The sequence below is a fragment of the Pseudomonas sp. DVZ6 genome, from assembly GCF_024259445.1.
Classification (GTDB): Bacteria; Pseudomonadota; Gammaproteobacteria; order Pseudomonadales; family Pseudomonadaceae; genus Aquipseudomonas; species Aquipseudomonas peradeniyensis.
Window position 1 is genome coordinate 66,846 of the sequence record NZ_JANCLM010000002.1, and the last position, 17,192, is coordinate 84,037.

Below are 17,192 nucleotides of genomic sequence, written 5' to 3' on the forward strand. Positions count from 1 at the left end.
CGAACACCGGCAAAGCCGGTGCCATCCACCGCGTCGCTTGCTTCGCGGCTAAAGCCGCTCCCACAGGGTGCGCGCCAGCCGCGCAATCGACAGCACAGGGCCGATAGTCGGGTGTTTTTTCTTCAGATCACAAAGAACCCATGGGTCCCATCCCGCCCCAACTGGTCCACCAACCCGAACTCCCAATCCAGATACCCCTGCATCGCCTCCCGCGGATTGTCGGTGCCTTCATAGGGACGTCGATAGCGATCGATGCGCGGCGCACCCAGACGCTGTTCGCCTTGCTCAGTAGGCAGTCCCTCGGCAATCCAGGCGCTGTTGCCGCCCTCGAGCACGAACACCGACTTGCCGCTCAGCGCCGCCACCTCCGGCGCGGCATAGCGCGCCAGCTGGCTTGAGCCGCAGGTGAGGACAAAGCGCCGCGCTCCGGACAATGACGCCAGCACCTCCTTCAGCTGGCTGCGCAGCGCCCACACCGCGCCAGGAATATGCTGCCTGACATGGTTGGCGCTGGTGGTGAAGTCCAGCACCTGGGTATCCGGCTCCGATAGCCAGTCGGCGAGGCGGGCGGGGCTGATGGTCTCGGCCTGGGCCGGCACCGGCACGGGCGCGACCCAGGCACCGGTTTGCGTGAAGTCGTCCGATGACAACCCATCGAGCACCGCCACCTCCCAGCCCATCTGGGCCAGCCACGACGCGCTCATGTTGGCGCGCACGCCGTCGTCGTCTACCAGCACCAGGCGGGCGCCGCGTACACTGGCGACATGGTCGGTCTCCTGCACCAACTGGCCGCCGGGCGTGGAGCGGGCGCCGGGCAGGTGGCCGAGGGCAAACTCCTCGGGCGTACGCACATCGAACAGGTAGGTGGTGCGCTGCGCTTCGGCCTGCCATCGGCGCAGGCCTGCCAGATCGATGCGCGCCACACCGGCACGGTCGGCCACCTGGCGGGCGCGTTGCGCGGCGCTGTCACGGGTGGCGGCGGTCACGGCGCGGAAACGGCGCGACTGGCCTTGCTCCAGGGTTTGCCCGGCGAGGGTCCAGCCGATGGTGCCGTTGCGCAGGGCCGCCACCGGGTTGGGAATACCGGCATTGACCAGCGACTGGGTGCCGATGATGCTGCGGGTGCGCCCGGCGCAGTTGACGATCACCCGGGTGGCCGGATCGGGGGCCAGCTCCGCCACGCGCAGCACCAGTTCGGCGCCGGGCACGCTGATGCCGCCGGGGATGCTCATGGTCTGGTATTCGTCGAAGCGACGGGCATCCAGCACCACCACATCGGCGTTGGCGTCGAGCAGCGCCTTGACCTCGTCGGCAGCCAGCGAGGGCGTATGGCGCTCGGCCTCCACCAGCTCGCCGAAGGCCTTGCTCGGTACATTGACATCGCGGAACAGTTCGCCGCCCGCTTGGCGCCAGCCAGCCAGGCCGCCTTCGAGCAGCGCCACGTCGGTGTAGCCGAGAGCGAGCAGGCGCTGCGCGGCGGTCGACGCCAGGCCTTCGCCGTCGTCGTAGACGGTGAGGGGCGTGTCGCGCCGTGGCACTCGGGCGTAGATCTCAAGCTCCAGGCGTGACAGCGGCACATTGGCGGCGAACAACGGATGGGCCTGGGCGAACGGGTCTTCCTCGCGGACATCGAGCAAGGCCAGCTCCTGGCCGGCGAGGAGGGCGGTGCGGATAGCGTGGTAGCTGCGGTGGGTGGCCTGGCTCATGCGCGGTTCTCTTTCGTCAGATCCCAGAGGTTGGGCAGGTGGCTGTTGGAATAGCCGGAAATGAAGGGCTTCTCTGTGCCCTCGGCGGTGTACACCGCACGCCGCACCGCGCCGATATTGGCGCCGTAGACATGGATGCTGATGGAGGTGCGGTCGGCATGGGCGTTGCGCACCTGGTGCAGGTCGCCGATGCGCGGCGACACCGCGATCACCTGGCCGGGCTCCAGTCGTTCGGCCGGCCCCTCCTGCTGCAGGCCATCCTGCGCCAGGGCATAGCCCTGGCTGATCTCGCTGCCGCGCAGCATGCCGATCAGCCCCCAGGTACGGTGGTCGTGCACCGGGGTTTCCTGCCCCGGCCCCCAGACGAAACTGACGATGGAGAAGCGCTGGCTGGAATCGGCGTGCAGCAGGTATTGCTGGTAGCGCTCCGGGTTGGGCCGGGCGTAGTCGTCCGGCAGCCAGTCGTCGATACTGACCAGGTCGCGCAGCAGCCGCGCGCCGTGGTCGAGCAGGCGCGGCTCGTCCGGCGCCTGGGCGAGGAGGTCGGCCAGCTCGCCGATGAAGCCGCGTAGCCGTCCGAGGTTGGGCGTTTGAGACATGGGTTCCCTCGATGTCCATGAGATGAGGCAGCGCCGGGCGCTACCGTGGCGAGGGAAAAGGTATTATTCTTGTTGCGTATTTTTCCAGATATTTATTATGCGAATTAAGAATGAAGATAGATGATATCGATGCATTCGTGGCCGTCATCCGCAGCCAGTCCATCAGCCAGGCGGCCGAATCGCTGCGCCTGACCCAGCCAGCCATCACCCGTCGGGTGCAGAACTTCGAGGAGGCCCTGGGCGTCAGCCTGCTGGACCGCAACACCAAACCGCTGAAACCCACGCCCATGGGCATGCGCGTCTACGAGCAGTGCCGGGCGGTGCTGCGCGAGATGGACGCGCTGCGCGAGCTGGTGCTGAGCGACTCTTCGCCCAGCGGCGCCCTGCGCCTGGGGGTGCCACAGACCATCGGTGACGTGGTACTGCTTGACGCCCTGAGCCAGCTCAAGGCGCTGTACCCCGACCTGCAGACCCAGGTCGCCACCGGTTGGGGCAGCCATCTGCTGGGCAAGATGGAAAACGGCGAGCTGGACGCCGTGGCGGCGCTGTTCCCGGCCGGCAAGGTGTTCCCCGAGGGCATCGTCGGCCGTTCGCTGGCGCGTATGGACCTGGTGGTGGTGGCCGCCCGTGGCGAGGTGGGCAAGCGCAGTTGCAAGCTCGCCGACTGCTACCAGCGCGGCTGGGTGCTCAACCCCGACGGCTGCGGCTTCCGTGCCGGCCTGCAGCGGGCGCTGAACGACGAAGGGCTGTCGCTGCGGATCAACCTGGAGACCTTCGGTACCGAGTTGCAGTTGGGCTTGATCGCCAATGGCCTGGGCTTCGGCCTGGTGCCGCGGCCGTTGCTGGACAACAGCCGTCATCGCGAGCGCCTGGAGATCGTGCAGGTGAGTGACTTCAAGCCGGTGATTGACCTGTGGCTGATTTATCCGCGTTTTCTTGGGAATTTGCAGGCGCCGGTGGCGTTGTTTGGCGAGACGGTGGCGCAGCGGGTGGTGAGTCAGGGGTGAGGTTTTGGGTTTTGATCGTGTTTAGGCGAAGAGGTGCCTGGCGATAGCCTTGCAGCGCCTACGAGATCGAGCGCCGCCCGCGCGGCGCATCGCGACGCAAGGCCGCTCCTACATTTGTTGCAACGTGCCGAACCTGTCAGGCCATGGTTGCCCGCCTTGGTGCATGTCGTGAGACAGGTGGGGCGCCAGTGGTGCCCACGCTGGAACCGCGTCGTACCAATAAGGCGTACCAGGTAATGTCACAGGATTGACTGGCCCGAAACAGATGTAGGAGCGGCCTTGCGTCGCGATGCGCCGCGCGGGCGGCGCTCGATCTTGAGGGCGCTGCAAGGGTTGCGGCGGACACCTTGCGGCCATAACACGATCAAAACCCCTGCGCCCGAATACCAAAAATATTATTTATATAACAACAATAAATAAATGCACATTCTGTATATTAGGTTAGAAGCAGATCGAATTTCACGTCCCTTTTTAAGATCGATAGCATAAGGATCAAGCCAGGCACCGGCGGGCTCGATCCACACTCCCGCCACCGCCAGCAATCAATGGAACGGCCTTGAGCGAGGAGATGGAATGTCCCGGCACAGCAACACCCTGGTACCCATCACAGCCCTGCTGCACTGGCAGGGCTTTCGCAATCTGGGCCTGCGACTGGTCAGCCCGTTGCTGCTGCTGGCGGCCTGGGAGCTTGCCTCGCGCAGCGGCCTGCTACCGCCGCGAATCATCGCCGCGCCCAGCGCCATCGGCGACACCCTCTGGCAGATGATCGTCAGCGGCGAGCTGGCCGGGCACCTGTGGGTGTCCCTCCAGCGCGCCCTGAGCGGCCTGGCCATCGGTGTCAGCGTGGGCACCGCGCTGGCCTTGCTCGCAGGCCTGTCACGGCGCGGCGAGCTGGCCATCGACTCGCCGGTGCAGATGCTGCGCACCTTGCCGTTCCTGGCCATCGTGCCGCTGTTCATCCTGTGGTTCGGCGTGGGCGAGACGCCCAAGATCGCCCTGATTGCCCTGGGTACCACCTTCCCGGTGTACCTCACCCTGTTCTCCGGCATCCGCGGCGTCGACCCCAAGCTGGTGGAGGCCGGGCAACTGTTCGGCCTGGGCCGCCTGGGGCTGGTCTGGCATGTGATCCTGCCCGGCGCGCTGCCGGCATTCTTCGTCGGGCTGCGCTATGCCTTCGGCATCAGCTGGCTGGGCCTTGTGGTGGTCGAGCAGATCAACGCCAGTGCTGGCCTGGGTTACCTGGTCAATGACGCGCGCGACTTCATGCGCACCGATGTCATCGTCATCTGCCTGATCGTCTACAGCGTGCTGGGCCTGTCCATCGACGCCCTGGTGCGCCTGCTCGAACGCCTGGCCCTGGCCTGGCGCCCCACCTTCATAAGGAACTGACCATGGAAGTCGCACTGCAACGCCTGCGCCCCCCAGTGCGGGTGCGCGGGCTCACGCGCAGGTTCCAGGGCCACACGGTGCTCGACGGCCTGGACCTGGACCTGGCACCCGGCGAGTTCGTCGCCTTGCTCGGCCGCAGCGGCTCGGGCAAGACCACCCTGCTGCGGGCGCTGGCCGGGCTCGACCGGGTGGAGGCGGGCACCCTGGAGGTGCCCGGCGCCCATGCGGCGGTGTTCCAGGAGCCGCGGCTGATGCCCTGGAAGCGGGCCTGGCGCAATGTCGTCCTGGGCCTGAGGGGCGCCGAGCCGAAAGCGCGTGCCCTGGCGGCGCTGCGTGAGGTGGGCCTGGCGCACCGCACCGAGGCCTGGCCGGGCACCCTGTCCGGCGGCGAGGCCCAGCGCGTGGCCCTGGCCCGGGCATTGGTGCGCGAGCCGCAACTGCTGCTGCTCGACGAGCCGTTCGCCGCGCTGGATGCCTTGACCCGCATCCGCATGCACCAGTTGATCCTCGAACTGTGGCGCACCCATCAGCCGTCGGTGCTGCTGGTCACCCACGACGTCGACGAGGCCTTGCTGCTGGCCGACCGCGTGGTGGTGCTGGAGGCGGGGCGCCTCGCCGAGCAGATCCCGATCCGCCTGCCGCGTCACCGCGAGGTGGCCAGCCGTGGCTTCCAGGAACTGCGCCAACACCTGCTGGCCCTGCTCGGCGTCGAAGCGCCCGCGGCCAGCCATGCCCACACCCTCGCACGGACCGCCCAACGATGAGCCTCGACCTGCACACCAGCGCCAAGGCGCCCGATCTCGACTCACCGGCCTTCGCCGACCTGCTGGCCCGCCTGAGCGACGAATTTGCCGCCAGCGCCGCCGAGCACGATCGCCAGGGCAGCTTCCCCCACGCCAACCTGCAACGCTTGCATGAACACGGCCTGCTGGCCCTGACCGTGCCGCGCCGTCTGGGCGGTGGCGAAGCAACGCTGGCCCAGGCTCGGCGGGTGATCGCCGCCGTGGCCCGGGGCGAGCCATCCACCGCCCTGGTGCTGGTGATGCAGTACCTGCAGCATGCCCGCCTGCAGCAGAACCAGGCCTGGCCCGAGCACCTGCGCCTGCGCCTGGCCCGCGAGGCGGTGACCGACGGTGCGCTGGTCAACGCCCTGCGCGTCGAACCCGAGTTGGGCACCCCGGCCCGGGGCGGCCTGCCGGGCACCGTCGCCCGGCGGGTGGCCGAGGGCTGGCGGATCAGCGGGCGCAAGATCTACTCCACCGGCATCCCCGGGCTGACCTGGTTGGCGGTGTGGGCACGCAGCGACGAGGCCGAACCGCGGGTCGGCACCTGGCTGGTGCACCGCGACACGCCGGGCATCCGCATCGAGGAAACCTGGGACCACCTGGGCATGCGTGCCACCTGCAGCCACGATGTGATTTTCGATGATGTACTGGTGCCCGCCGAACAGGCCGTGGATGTCCTCCCGGCGCACCAGCCACGCCCGTCCGAGCTCGACCACAACGGCGTACTGTGGCTGGCCGTGCTGCTGTCGAGCATCTACGACGGCGTCGCCCGGGCCGCCCGCGACTGGCTGGTGGGCTGGCTGGCCGGGCGCACGCCGGCCAACCTCGGCGCGCCGCTGTCGAGCCTGTCGCGATTCCAGGAACTGGTGGGGCGCATCGATGCCTTGCTGCTGTCCAACCGGGTCCTGCTCGACGCCGCCGCCGAAGGGCGCATCCCGGCGAGCGAGGCCACCCAGGTCAAGTACCTGGTGACCACCCAGGCCATCAGCGCCGTCGAGCTGGGCGTGGAGGCCATCGGCAACCCGGCGCTGGCCCGGGGCAACCCGCTTGAGCGGCATTATCGCGACGTGCTGTGCAGTCGTATCCATACACCACAGAACGACGCGGTGCTCGGCGCCGCCGGACGCGCGGCGTTCGCCTTGCCCAGCCGTGGCGGCCAGGCATGAGCGGCGTGCGTATCGCCAGCCAGTTGGACGCCCGGTTCAACGCGTTGCTGGCCGCCGCCGTGCCGGGCGTGGAGATTCTGGCGCTGCCCAGGGGTGTGCCCCATGGCCTGCCGGACGATGTACGGGTCCTTTTGGCCGCGCCCGACGCTAGCCTGCGTGACGCCGTTGCGCCGCCCTCGGGCTGGCCGTTCGGGCTCGGCTTCGTGCAACTGGTCAGCTCCGGCATCGACTACTTTCCCGGCTGGCTGCTCAAGCCGCTGCCTGTGGCCAGTGCTCGCGGGGTGACGGCGGACAGCCTGGCCGAATTCGCCCTGGCATCGATGTTCGCCGCCGCCAAGCAACTGCCACATCTGTGGATCGACGAACCCGGGCAATGGCAACCACGTCCGCTGGCCTCGCTGGCCGGCAGCACCTTGGGCCTCTACGGCTTCGGGCGGATCGGCCAGGCCCTGGCGCGCAAGGCCCTGGCCCTGGACATCGAGGTGATTGCCCTGCGCCGTTCGGCCAGGCCGTTCGAGGTGCCCGGCGTACGGGGCGTGGCCAGCCTCGAGGAGCTGTTCGCCCGCGCCGATCACCTGGTGCTGGCGGCGCCGGCCGACCCGTCTACCCGGCATGTGGTCGATCGGCGCAGCCTCGCCCACGCCAAGCCCAGCCTGCACCTGATCAATATTGCCCGTGGCGCCCTGGTGGACCAGGACGCCTTGCTCGAGGCCCTGGACAGTGGCCAGCTGGCGCTGGCCAGCCTCGACGTCACCGAGCCCGAGCCGCTGCCGGCCGGGCACCGGCTGTATAGCCACCCCCAGGTCCGGCTGAGCCCCCACACCTCGGCCAACACGGCGCAGGTGTACCGCAACCTCGCCGCGCTGTTGGCGCGCAACCTCGAGCATTTCCGTAGCGGACGACCGCTGGAGAACCTGCTGGCCCAAGGAGAGACCGCATGAGCGCCAGGCTGAGCCGCCTACCCACCGCCTATTCATTGCCCCGCGACGGCCACACCGTGCATCGCTGGCAGGACCCGCCGCAACAATCGACTCACGAGGCCGAGCGGTTGCTGCGCAAGCAGCGCCTGGCCGGTTCGTTCCGGCTGTTCGCCCGGCACGGCTTCGACATGGGCGGCGCCGGCCATATTACCGTGCGCGACCCTCAGTACCCCGATCACTTCTGGGTCAATCCGGTGGGCGTGTACTTCGGCCATATCCGCGTCAGCGACCTGCTGCTGGTCAACCCACGGGGCGAGATCGTCGAAGGGCAGGGCGCGTTGAACCTGGCCGCCTTCGCCATCCATGCGGCGCTGCACGAGGCGCGTCCGGACGTGGTGGCCGCCGCCCATGCCCATTCGTTGTACGGCAAGGCGTGGTCGAGCCTGGGACGCCTGCTCGACCCGCTGACCCAGGACGCCTGCGCCTTTCATGGCAAGCACGCGCTGTTCGACAACTTCACCGGGGTGGTGCTGGAGGCCAGCGAGGGGGCGCGTATCGCCGCCACCCTGGGGCCGGACAAGGTCGCGCTGATCCTGCAGAACCATGGGCTGCTCACCGTCGGGCGCACGGTAGAGGCCGCGGTGTGGCGCTTCATCGCCCTGGACAACGCCGCCCATGCGCAACTGCTGGCCGAGGCCGCCGGCACGCCGCGGCCGATCTCGGCGGCGGTGGCCGAGCACACCGCGCGCCAGGTCGGCACCGAGTTCGGCGGCTGGTTCAGCTTCCAGCCGTACTGGGACCGCCTGCTGCGCGACGAACCCGATTTTCTCGACTGAGTGCAAGGAGGCGCCATGAATCGCCGTCGTTTTCTGCAGTACAGCGCCCTGGGCGGGCTCGCCTGCGCGCTGCCCGGCGCCTTTGCCCGCGACTGGCAGGGGCTGACCCTGGGCGTGGCCACCTACAAGGGCGCCGCGCCGACCTTCTTCGAGGAGGCCGGCATCGAGCGCCCGCCCTACGCGGTGAAATACGCCGAGTTCAACGGCGGCAACCTCGGCTTTGAGGCGTTGATCAGCGGTACCCTGGACCTGGCGCCGATGAGCGAGATCCCGCCGATCTTCGGCATCCGCAACCAGGCGCCGGTCAGGCTCATCGCCGTGCTGACCGGTGACGTCAACAACCAGGCCTTTGTCGTGCCCAAGGGCTCGACCATGCAGTCGCTGGCCGAGCTGCCGGGCAAGCGGGTGGGGTACATCCGCTCCACGTCCTCGCACTACATGCTGCTGCGCGCCCTCAAGGACCAGGGCCTGACCCTGGCGGACATCCAGCCCCTGGCGCTGACGCCCCAGGATGGTTTCGCCGCGTTCCAGAACGGCAACCTGGATGTCTGGGTGACCTTCGGCTACTTCATCCAGCTGGCCGAGCTGCGCAGTGGGGCGCGGGTGCTGCGCACCGGGCAGGGCTACCTGTCGGGCAACTACGTGATCGCCGCCAACCAGCGGGCGATCGAAGATCCGCGCAAGCGCGCGGCGATCGAGGACTACGTGCGCCGCGAGTACCGCAGCTGGCAGTGGGTGCAGCACCACCCCGAGGCCTGGGCCGCGCGTTGCGAGCAGGTGCTGGGCATTCCCCGGGAAGTGTTCATCGCCCAGTACAAGGCCCAGAGCGGGCCGCGGGTGCTGCAGGCGGTGGACGATGCCGCGGTGCGCTCGCAGCAGGATGTGGCCGACACTTTCTACGCCGCCGGCGTGCTGCCCCAGCGCCTGGATGTGGCGCCGTTGTGGGATCGGAGTTTTAGCTGGGCTTCGTGATTAACGCGGCCGCTCTCATGGAACAAAACATAATTCTTTGATTTGACTGGGTAGCGTGGGAGCGGGCTTGCCCCGCGATGCGGTGTATGGCACCGGCTGCGCCGGTGTTCGCGGGTGAACCCGCTCCCACAGGGTGAGAGTTCCCTGCGCGACTGCGTAGTCCGAAGGGCAGGGACCGTGTCTGGCATAAAGGAATCCCATGCCTCGTTCAACTCGATATGCCTTGCTGCTGGTACTGGCCTGCGGCTGCGCGCTGGCCGATGTCCGCGCCCTCCACGAACGCCTGATTGTCCTCGACAGCCACCTGGACACGCCCATGCAACTGGCCCGGCCCGGCTGGAACATCGGCCAGCGCCACCGCTATGCCGACGACCTGTCCCAGGTCGACCTGCCGCGCATGCGCGACGGTGGTCTGGACGGCGGTTTCTTCGCCATCTTCACCCCCCAGGGACCGCTCACGCCCGAGGGCCGTACCCTGGCCAGCGAGCATGGCCTGGCGGTGATGACCCGGATCCGCGACATGGTCGCCGCCCGGCCGGACGCATTCGCGCTGGCCACGCGGGCGCAGGAGGTGCCGGCGATCGTCGCCTCCGGCCGGCGGGTGGTGCTGATCAGCATGGAGAATGCCGAACCGCTGGCGGCCGACCCCGGCCGGTTGGCCACTTACCACCGCCTGGGTTTGCGCATGCTGGGCCTGGTGCATGCGCAGAACAACGACTTCGCCGACTCGGCCACCGCGTTGCCGAATTGGCATGGGCTGAGCCCGGCTGGCCGCGAACTGGTGCAGGCGGCCAACCGCCTGGGAATCCTCATTGACGTGTCCCATGCCTCCGATGCGGTGTTCGACCAGGTGCTGGCGTTGTCCAGCGCCCCGGTGATCGCCTCGCATTCCGGGGCCCGGGCCATCGGCCCGCATCCGCGCAATCTCGATGACGAACGATTGCGCCATCTCGCCGCCAAGGGTGGAGTGGTGCAGGTCAACACCTACGCCAGCGACCTGGTGCCGCGTGCGCCGAACCCCGAGCGGGACAAGGCCCTGGCGCCGCTGTACCGGGAGTTCCGCCTGGCGGCCAGCCTGCCGCCGGCGCAGGTGGCGGACCTGGCCCGGCGCATACGCGAGGCCGAAGCCCGGTATCCGTTGCCGGCGACCAGCCTGGACGACTTCATGCGTCATCTGCTGCACATCCTCGAGGTGGTTGGCCCGCGGCATGTCGGCATCGGCGCTGACTGGGACGGTGGTGGCGGGGTGGAGGGGTTGCGCGATGTCAGCCAGTTGCCAGAGATCACTGCGCGGTTGCTGGCGGCGGGGTACAGCGAGCAGGACCTGGCGGATATCTGGGGTGGGAACCTGTTGCGGGTGATGGAAGAAGCGCAATCTACGTGTCCACTGTAGGAGCGGCCTTGTGCCGCGAAAGGGCTGCATCGCAGCCCCCAGGCATTGGTGTCACATCGTCGATCGTCGGGGCCGCCTTGCGGCCCTTTCGCGGCACAAGGCCGCTCCTACAAAAAAGCAGGTGTTTCAAAATAATTATGCGTTCTGCGCAGCATGCAAAGCTTAAGACATTACACATTTTAATATTTGCATATGCTCAAAATGTATTTCTCTTAGCTCATTCCGCTCTCTAGGATGGCTCCACATAGAGCGTTTTCGTAGCTTGAAAACATCAAGCCATAACCGAAAGCGATAACCGTGGACCAGGGAGAGTGCCCGCGATGCCATTGACCAGACGCCAGCTCATTGCCCGTATCGGTATGGTCGGTGGCCTGCAAGCCGCCACGGCGGCCCTCGGGTTGTTCGGGCCGCTGGCCCCGGCGCGGGCCAGCCAGGAGAACTACGCTCAGCTGCCGCTGGCCCGTGTCGGGCAGGGCGCCACTGTCACCGTGGTCGGCGCCGGCATCGGCGGCCTGGTGGCCGCCTACGAGCTGCGCAAGGCCGGCTTTGCCGTCACCCTGCTGGAGGCCCGCGAGCGGGTTGGCGGGCGCAACTGGACCGTGCGCCGGGGTGACCGGGTCGCGTTCACCGATGGCAGCGTGCAGACCGTCGAGTTCGACGATGGTTTCTACCTCAACGCCGGCCCTGGCCGGTTGCCCAGCCATCATCAGCTGATGCTCGGCTACTGCCGCGAACTGGGGGTGGAGCTTGAAGTGCTGGTCAACACCAGCCGCAACGCCCTGGTGCGTCCCGACCTCGACCAGCCACCGATGCAGATCCGCCAGGCGGTCAACGACAGCCGCGGGCACCTGGCCGAACTGCTGGCCAAGGCCGTCGACCGCCAGGCCCTGGACCAGGAGCTGAGCCTGGACGACCAGCGCAACCTGCTGGGCTTCCTGCGCACCTGGGGCGACCTGTCGGAGAAGCTCGAGTACCTGGGTTCGGCGCGCTCGGGCTACAAGGTCTGGCCCGGGGCCGGCGACCAACAAGCCCTGCGCAACGACCCGCTGCCCCTGCGCACCTTGCTCAACCCGGCGCTGGGCACGGCGCTGATGATCGACGAGTACCCGGAGTTCTCGCCGACCATGTTCCAGCCGGTGGGCGGCATGGACCGCATTCCCCTGGCGTTCCAGCGCCACCTGCAGGATGCCCTGCGCCTGGGGGCCGAGGTACGCTCGATTCGCCATTTCGACGACCGGGTGGAGATCGGCTACCAGCAGCATGGCCAGCCGCAGCGCATCACCAGCGACTATGCGGTGATCGCCTTGCCGCTGCCGTTGCTGGCGAAGCTCGACAGCAACTTCAGCGCCCCGGTGCGCCAGGCCATCGCCGCCGTGCAGTTCGGTCACGCCAACAAGGTGGCCTGGCAGTCCCGGCGCTTCTGGGAGACCGACTACCAGATCTACGGCGGCCTGTCGTTCATCAACCAGGCGTCGTCCGGGCTGTGGTACCCCAGCGGCGGCTTCAACCAGGCCGAGGGCATTCTCGTCGCCGCCTACAACAACGGCGAGACCGCCCGCCAGTTTGCCGACAAGTCGGTCGCCGAGCAGATCGCCCTGTCGCGCCAGGCCGTGGAGCTGCTGCACCCGGGCCACGACCACGAACTGCGCAAACCGCTGGTGGTGGACTGGGGGCGCATACCCCACAGCCTCGGGCCGTGGATCAGCCACCCGCTGGCCGACGCCGACTACGACCTGCTCAACCAGGCCCAGGGCCGGGTGCACCTGACCAGCGACGCCCTGGCCCACAGCGGTATCGGTATCTGGCAGGAAACCGCTGCCGGAGCCGCCCGGCGGGTGGTGCGCAACCTGTGCGAGCGTGCCCAGGGCACCTCGCAGAGCCGGCAGACAGCCTGACTACTACACAACTAAAACCATCTGCCAGGTAGCGGACCTCCGAGGCTGGCGCCTACACATCAGTGGAGCTTCGCCATGCCTTTCAAGCACGCCCTTCTGGGGTTGGGGGTCCTGTTCGCCGCGGCCAGCCAGGCCGCCGATATCGAGCGCGTCCCCTCGACCTATCCCAACTCGCCGATCCTGCAGTCGGCGACCCTGCCGCCGGGCACGGCGCTGACCTTCGTCTCCGGCATCCTGCCCGACCCGGCCGACCCCAAGGCGGCCAAGGACGAGCTGCGCGCCAGCGGCGACACCGAGGCGCAGACCGTGGCGGTGCTGCGCAAGGTCGAGGCCGCCCTGGCGCCGCGCGGGCTGGGCCTGGGCGACGTGGTGCAGTTGCGGGTGTACCTGGTGGGCGACCCGGGGTTGCAGGGACGCATGGATTTCGACGGCCTGCAGCGCGGCTTCCGCCAGTTCTTCGGCAATGACCGTCAACCGTTGAAACCGACCCGCACCACGGTGCAGGTGGCCGGGCTGGTGTTGCCCGGCGCCCTGATCGAAGTCGAGGCGGTCGCCGCCAAGGCCCGTTGAACCCCGAACCCGATAGCGGCGGCCGGGCCATGGTCGCCACAAGGAATATCCGCAGATGCCCAAGACCTTCAAGCTTTCCCCCGTGGCCACCGCCCTGGCCCTGAGCCTGGCTGGCGAGGCCATGGCCGCCGAAGACCCGGCGCTGTCCACCGTGGTGGTGACCGGCGTGCGCGGCAGCCAGCAGCGCACCGTGACCGACAGCCCGGTGCCGGTGGACGTGATTTCCGGCGAGCAGTTGCGCACCAGCGGCCAGAACGGCCTCAAGGACATGCTCACGCGCCTGCTGCCCTCGTTCAACGCGCCGACCATCAACGGCGGCGGCACTGCATTCCTGGTGCGCGGCATCAGCATGCGCGGCCTGGGCGGCGACCAGGTGTTGATCCTGGTCAACGGCAAGCGCCGGCACAACACGGCGATGATCAACAACAACGCCCGGGTCGGCACCGCCGCGGTGCCGGTGGACCTCGACCTGATTCCCACCGCGGCGATCGAGCGCATCGAGGTGCTGCGCGACGGCGCGGCGGCGCAGTACGGCTCCGACGCCATCGCCGGGGTGATCAACATCATCCTCAAGCAGGATGCCGAGGGCATCACCTCCGACAGTTCGCTCGGCCAGTACTACGCCGGCGACGGCACCAGCGGCCATGAGGCGGCCAATGCCGGCTTCGGCCTGGGTGACGGCGGCTTCCTCAACCTGTCGTTCGACGCCAAGGTGCAGGAGCCCTACGACCGCGCCGGCGCCGTGCGCGGCAATTTCACCACCCTGGCCAACGGCCAGCCCGACCCGCGCCTGACAGAGCGTCACGGTTGGGGCGAGGAATACGGCCTGGGCCGCGACCGCACCTACAGTGGCGCCTACAACCTGGAACTGCCGCTGGGCGAGGAACTGAAGCTGTATTCGTTCTCCACCCTCAGCTACCGCGACGGCAAGAAAGTCCTCGGCCACCGCGCGCCCACCGACATCACCGCCACCAACTGGCTGCCCAACGCGCCTTATCCGAAAGGCGGCCAGGCCACCCGCGAAGTGGAGGAGACCGACTACCAAGTGCTCGCCGGCCTCAAGGGCCTGGCCGCCGAGTGGGACTGGGACCTGTCGACCACCTATGGCCGCGACAAGGCCAAGCTGTACACCGACAACAACCTCAACCTGTCCAACGACCCCTTGCTGAGCCAGCGGCGCTTTCACCTGACCGACGAGATCTTCGACCAGTGGACCACCAACCTGGATTTCAGCCGGGCCCTGGACATCGGCTGGAGCAGTCCGCTGGAAACCTCGTTCGGCGTCGAGTACCGCTGGGAGAAGTACGAGCTTACCGAGGGCGAACCCAATTCCTACAACTACGGCGACTATGTGATCCCCAGCGGCCCGCTGGCCGGGCGGCGCCCGGACCCGGGGCTGTTCTCGGTCAACGGCACCACCCCGGAGGACGCCGGGCAGATGATCCGCCACAGCGGCGCGGCCTATGTCGACTTCGGTATTAACCTCACCCCACAGTGGTACAGCGCCTTCGCCCTGCGCTATGAGCGCTACAACCAGGAGGTCGGCGAGACCGTCAGCGGCAAGTTCACCACCCGCTACGAGTTCGCGCCGGGCTATGCGGTCAGGGCCGCGGTGAGCAATGGCTTCCGCGCGCCGTCGCTGGCGCAGAACGTGTTTTCCTCGACCAGTTCGGTGACCATTTTCGGCGCCGGCGGCAGCACCAGCACGGCGCGCACCAAGCAGATGCGCCCAGGCTCGCCCGAGGCCATCGCCTTGGGTGCCCAGACCCTGGAGCCGGAAAAGTCGCGCAACTACAGCCTGGGCTTCACCGCCGAACCCACCGACCGCTTGCGCCTGACCGCCGACTTCTACCTGATCGACATCGACGACCGCATCCTGCAGACCGGCGTGCTCACCGGCCCCGCCGTGTCGAGCATCCTGGTGGCCAACGGCCTGTCGCCGGACCTCTCGGGGCAATACTTTGCCAACGCCGCCGATACCCGCACCAAGGGTGTCGACCTGGTGGCCGAGTATCGCCAGCCGCTGGCCGAGTACGGCACCGTGCGCTGGAGCCTGGCTTACAACCACAACAAGACCAGCATCCGCGACCTGGCCGACACCCCGGCGAGCCTGTCGAGCCTGGGCGCGGGCTACGTGCTGTTCGACCGCCAGCAGCAGATCGACCTGACCAAGGCCACACCCAAGGACAAGTGGATCCTCAACAGCAACTACAAGGTCGACGACTGGACGGTGAACCTGACCCTGACCCGCTACGGCGAGTACACCGAAGGCTCGAACATCCCGGCCAACGACCGAACTTACGGCGCCAAGTGGATCACCGATATCGACGTGGCCTACGACCTCACCCAGAACATCACAGTGGCGCTGGGCGCCAACAACCTGTTCGACAAGTACCCGGACAAGATCGGCATCGTGCCCTGGGCCGGGACCTACGAGTACGGCATGTTCTCGCCTTATGGACTGGGTGGGGGGTACTACTACGGCCGTGTGAGCCTGGCGTTCTGATGGGTACTCGCGAAGCTGACGGCTTTCCTGTGGGAGCGGGTTCACCCGCGAACACCGGCATGGCCGGTGCCATCCACCGCGGTGTGCCATTCGCGGGTAAACCCGCTCCCACAGGGGCGTGGCTCGCTGGCGTGTTGCTGTGCCGGGCGTGTCACACGCCGGCCAGCCATGGGAGTTTCCTGCATGATTGAGCGTGGGAGCGGGCTTGCCCCGCGATCACCGGCAGAGCCGGTGCCATCCAACGCGCTGCCTGCATCGCGGGGCAAGCCCGCTCCCACGGGATTCAGGGGGCGTTACATCCTGGCGGGGTTGCTGTGCCTGATGCTGGGGATCGCACACGCCGAAGAAACCCTGCGCGTCTCCAGCCAGAAGAACTCGCTGCAGGTGCTGCTGCAGGCCGCCGGCGAGCTCGAGGATGTGCCATACCCCCTGGAGTTCGCCGCCTTCGGCGCCGCCGCGCCCACCGCCGAAGCCCTGGCGGCCGGCGCGGTGGATATCGGCACCCTGGGCACCGCGCCGTTCGTGTTCGCCACGGCGGCCGGCGCCGGGCTCAAGACCGTCGGGGTGGTGCGCCTGCAGGTGACGCCCACGGCGGTGGCAATCGTCGTGCCCGACAGTTCACCCCTGACCGACGCGGCGTCGCTGGTGGGCCGGCGCATCACCACCACCCGTGGCTCCATCGGCCATTACCTGGCGCTGGCCGCATTGCGCGCCAGCGGCCATAAAGGCCGCGACGCCACGTTCGTGTTCCTCCAGCCGGGCGAGTCGCGCAGCCTGCTGGCCAACGGCGGCGCCGATGCCTGGGCCACCTGGGATCCGTACACCAGCATGGTCCAGCTCGAAGGCGGCACGCGGGTGCTGGTCAGCGGCGAAGGTTTGTTCGCCGGCAACATGCTGCTGGTGGCCAACCCCGCGGCGATTCGCGACAAGCCGGCGCAACTGCGGGATTTCCTGCATCGGGTCGGCCGCGCCTGGGACTGGGCCAACGCTCATGTCGAGCAATTCTCGGCGATCCAGGCCCGCCAGAGCGGGCTGCCACTGGAAGTGCACCTGCGCTCGAACCGCTATTCACAGCCACGCCGGGTCGCAGTGGACGACGCCCTGGTCAGGGACCTGGCCGACACCGCCCGGCTGTACCGGGACGAGGGGGTGATCGGTCCGGGCTTCGTTGCCGAACAACAGGTGGATACGCAGTTCAATGAGGCGCCGAAAGTTCAGTAAAAGTTACCCGTAACGCATGAACCAAGTTGTCATTTTTATAATGTTCATGCGCATTGCTGATAATGGTTGAAGTTGCTATGTAATATTTTGAAAAAAGTTTTGATGCTAGAGAAAAACGATATTTCACAAGCGCTTGCCGCTTGTTGAAGATGGCCTGGCGACCATCGGATGTCGCCGGTTATCCGCCCATCACAGGTGCAGTCAAACCGTTCAGGAATAGGCGAGGG

Annotated in this window: 14 protein-coding genes; 12 read left to right on the top strand and 2 right to left on the bottom strand. The window is 67.7% G+C overall.

What is annotated here, in order from left to right:
* Positions 1-122 precede the first annotated feature (122 nt).
* Together NMG10_RS01745 and NMG10_RS01750 are read right to left on the bottom strand one after the other, a co-directional pair.
* Positions 123-1,706 carry a rhodanese-related sulfurtransferase gene (locus NMG10_RS01745; RefSeq protein WP_254463613.1) on the bottom strand — a complete coding sequence of 528 codons (1,584 nt, stop codon included), beginning with the start codon at positions 1,704-1,706 and terminating at the stop codon, positions 123-125.
* The gene (locus NMG10_RS01750; RefSeq protein ID WP_254463615.1) at positions 1,703-2,305 is read right to left on the bottom strand and encodes a cysteine dioxygenase; all 603 of its coding nucleotides are present in this window, start codon (positions 2,303-2,305) and stop codon (positions 1,703-1,705) included. Before NMG10_RS01750 ends, NMG10_RS01745 begins: the two co-directional genes overlap by 4 nt.
* Positions 2,306-2,415: 110 nt before the next feature.
* On the opposite strand from NMG10_RS01750, the gene NMG10_RS01755 reads away from it, so the two are divergent.
* From NMG10_RS01755 to NMG10_RS01810, 12 genes are all read left to right on the top strand, one after another.
* Positions 2,416-3,312 (top strand): LysR family transcriptional regulator, encoded by an 897-nt coding sequence (locus NMG10_RS01755; protein ID WP_254463617.1) that lies wholly within the window; start codon positions 2,416-2,418, stop codon positions 3,310-3,312.
* A gap of 573 nt (positions 3,313-3,885) precedes the next feature.
* Entirely contained in the window at positions 3,886-4,701 is an 816-nt protein-coding gene (locus NMG10_RS01760; protein WP_254463619.1) for an ABC transporter permease, read from the top strand.
* Positions 4,698-5,465 (top strand): ABC transporter ATP-binding protein, encoded by a 768-nt coding sequence (locus NMG10_RS01765; RefSeq protein ID WP_254463767.1) that lies wholly within the window; start codon positions 4,698-4,700, stop codon positions 5,463-5,465. Before NMG10_RS01760 ends, NMG10_RS01765 begins: the two co-directional genes overlap by 4 nt.
* Positions 5,462-6,652, top strand: a complete 1,191-nt coding sequence (locus NMG10_RS01770; RefSeq protein ID WP_254463621.1) for an acyl-CoA dehydrogenase family protein — start codon at positions 5,462-5,464, stop codon at positions 6,650-6,652. Before NMG10_RS01765 ends, NMG10_RS01770 begins: the two co-directional genes overlap by 4 nt.
* Positions 6,649-7,593, top strand: a complete 945-nt coding sequence (locus tag NMG10_RS01775; RefSeq protein WP_254463623.1) for a D-isomer specific 2-hydroxyacid dehydrogenase family protein — start codon at positions 6,649-6,651, stop codon at positions 7,591-7,593. The genes NMG10_RS01770 and NMG10_RS01775 overlap by 4 nt, the downstream gene beginning before the upstream one ends.
* The gene (locus NMG10_RS01780) at positions 7,590-8,408 is read left to right on the top strand and encodes a class II aldolase/adducin family protein (protein WP_254463646.1); all 819 of its coding nucleotides are present in this window, start codon (positions 7,590-7,592) and stop codon (positions 8,406-8,408) included. Before NMG10_RS01775 ends, NMG10_RS01780 begins: the two co-directional genes overlap by 4 nt.
* A gap of 15 nt (positions 8,409-8,423) precedes the next feature.
* Complete coding sequence (locus NMG10_RS01785) at positions 8,424-9,380, top strand: ABC transporter substrate-binding protein (RefSeq protein ID WP_203646428.1); 957 nt, start codon at positions 8,424-8,426, stop codon at positions 9,378-9,380.
* 199 nt (positions 9,381-9,579) lie between these two features.
* Entirely contained in the window at positions 9,580-10,773 is a 1,194-nt protein-coding gene (locus NMG10_RS01790) for a dipeptidase (protein ID WP_254463648.1), read from the top strand.
* Positions 10,774-11,093: 320 nt separating this feature from the next.
* On the top strand, positions 11,094-12,668 hold the full coding sequence (locus NMG10_RS01795; RefSeq protein WP_254463650.1) for an FAD-dependent oxidoreductase: 1,575 nt from the start codon (positions 11,094-11,096) through the stop codon (positions 12,666-12,668).
* Between the two features lie 75 nt (positions 12,669-12,743).
* The gene (locus NMG10_RS01800) at positions 12,744-13,238 is read left to right on the top strand and encodes a RidA family protein (protein ID WP_110737047.1); all 495 of its coding nucleotides are present in this window, start codon (positions 12,744-12,746) and stop codon (positions 13,236-13,238) included.
* 55 nt (positions 13,239-13,293) lie between these two features.
* Positions 13,294-15,744 carry a TonB-dependent siderophore receptor gene (locus NMG10_RS01805; RefSeq protein ID WP_232856200.1) on the top strand — a complete coding sequence of 817 codons (2,451 nt, stop codon included), beginning with the start codon at positions 13,294-13,296 and terminating at the stop codon, positions 15,742-15,744.
* A gap of 321 nt (positions 15,745-16,065) precedes the next feature.
* Positions 16,066-16,965: an aliphatic sulfonate ABC transporter substrate-binding protein gene (locus tag NMG10_RS01810; protein WP_254463652.1), complete on the top strand. Its 900-nt coding sequence runs from the start codon at positions 16,066-16,068 to the stop codon at positions 16,963-16,965.
* Positions 16,966-17,192 lie beyond the last annotated feature (227 nt).

What these genes read in the sequence shown, in the direction of transcription:
- NMG10_RS01810 (WP_254463652.1), top strand. Translation starts at nt 16,066, where the DNA reads ATGCTGGGGATCGCACACGCCGAAGAAACCCTGCGCGTCTCCAGCCAG.
- NMG10_RS01790 (WP_254463648.1), top strand. Translation starts at nt 9,580, where the DNA reads ATGCCTCGTTCAACTCGATATGCCTTGCTGCTGGTACTGGCCTGCGGC.
- NMG10_RS01760 (WP_254463619.1), top strand. Translation starts at nt 3,886, where the DNA reads ATGTCCCGGCACAGCAACACCCTGGTACCCATCACAGCCCTGCTGCAC.
- NMG10_RS01750 (WP_254463615.1), bottom strand. Translation starts at nt 2,305, where the DNA reads ATGTCTCAAACGCCCAACCTCGGACGGCTACGCGGCTTCATCGGCGAG.
- NMG10_RS01780 (WP_254463646.1), top strand. Translation starts at nt 7,590, where the DNA reads ATGAGCGCCAGGCTGAGCCGCCTACCCACCGCCTATTCATTGCCCCGC.
- NMG10_RS01770 (WP_254463621.1), top strand. Translation starts at nt 5,462, where the DNA reads ATGAGCCTCGACCTGCACACCAGCGCCAAGGCGCCCGATCTCGACTCA.
- NMG10_RS01745 (WP_254463613.1), bottom strand. Translation starts at nt 1,706, where the DNA reads ATGAGCCAGGCCACCCACCGCAGCTACCACGCTATCCGCACCGCCCTC.
- NMG10_RS01800 (WP_110737047.1), top strand. Translation starts at nt 12,744, where the DNA reads ATGCCTTTCAAGCACGCCCTTCTGGGGTTGGGGGTCCTGTTCGCCGCG.
- NMG10_RS01755 (WP_254463617.1), top strand. Translation starts at nt 2,416, where the DNA reads ATGAAGATAGATGATATCGATGCATTCGTGGCCGTCATCCGCAGCCAG.
- NMG10_RS01805 (WP_232856200.1), top strand. Translation starts at nt 13,294, where the DNA reads ATGCCCAAGACCTTCAAGCTTTCCCCCGTGGCCACCGCCCTGGCCCTG.
- NMG10_RS01775 (WP_254463623.1), top strand. Translation starts at nt 6,649, where the DNA reads ATGAGCGGCGTGCGTATCGCCAGCCAGTTGGACGCCCGGTTCAACGCG.
- NMG10_RS01795 (WP_254463650.1), top strand. Translation starts at nt 11,094, where the DNA reads ATGCCATTGACCAGACGCCAGCTCATTGCCCGTATCGGTATGGTCGGT.
- NMG10_RS01785 (WP_203646428.1), top strand. Translation starts at nt 8,424, where the DNA reads ATGAATCGCCGTCGTTTTCTGCAGTACAGCGCCCTGGGCGGGCTCGCC.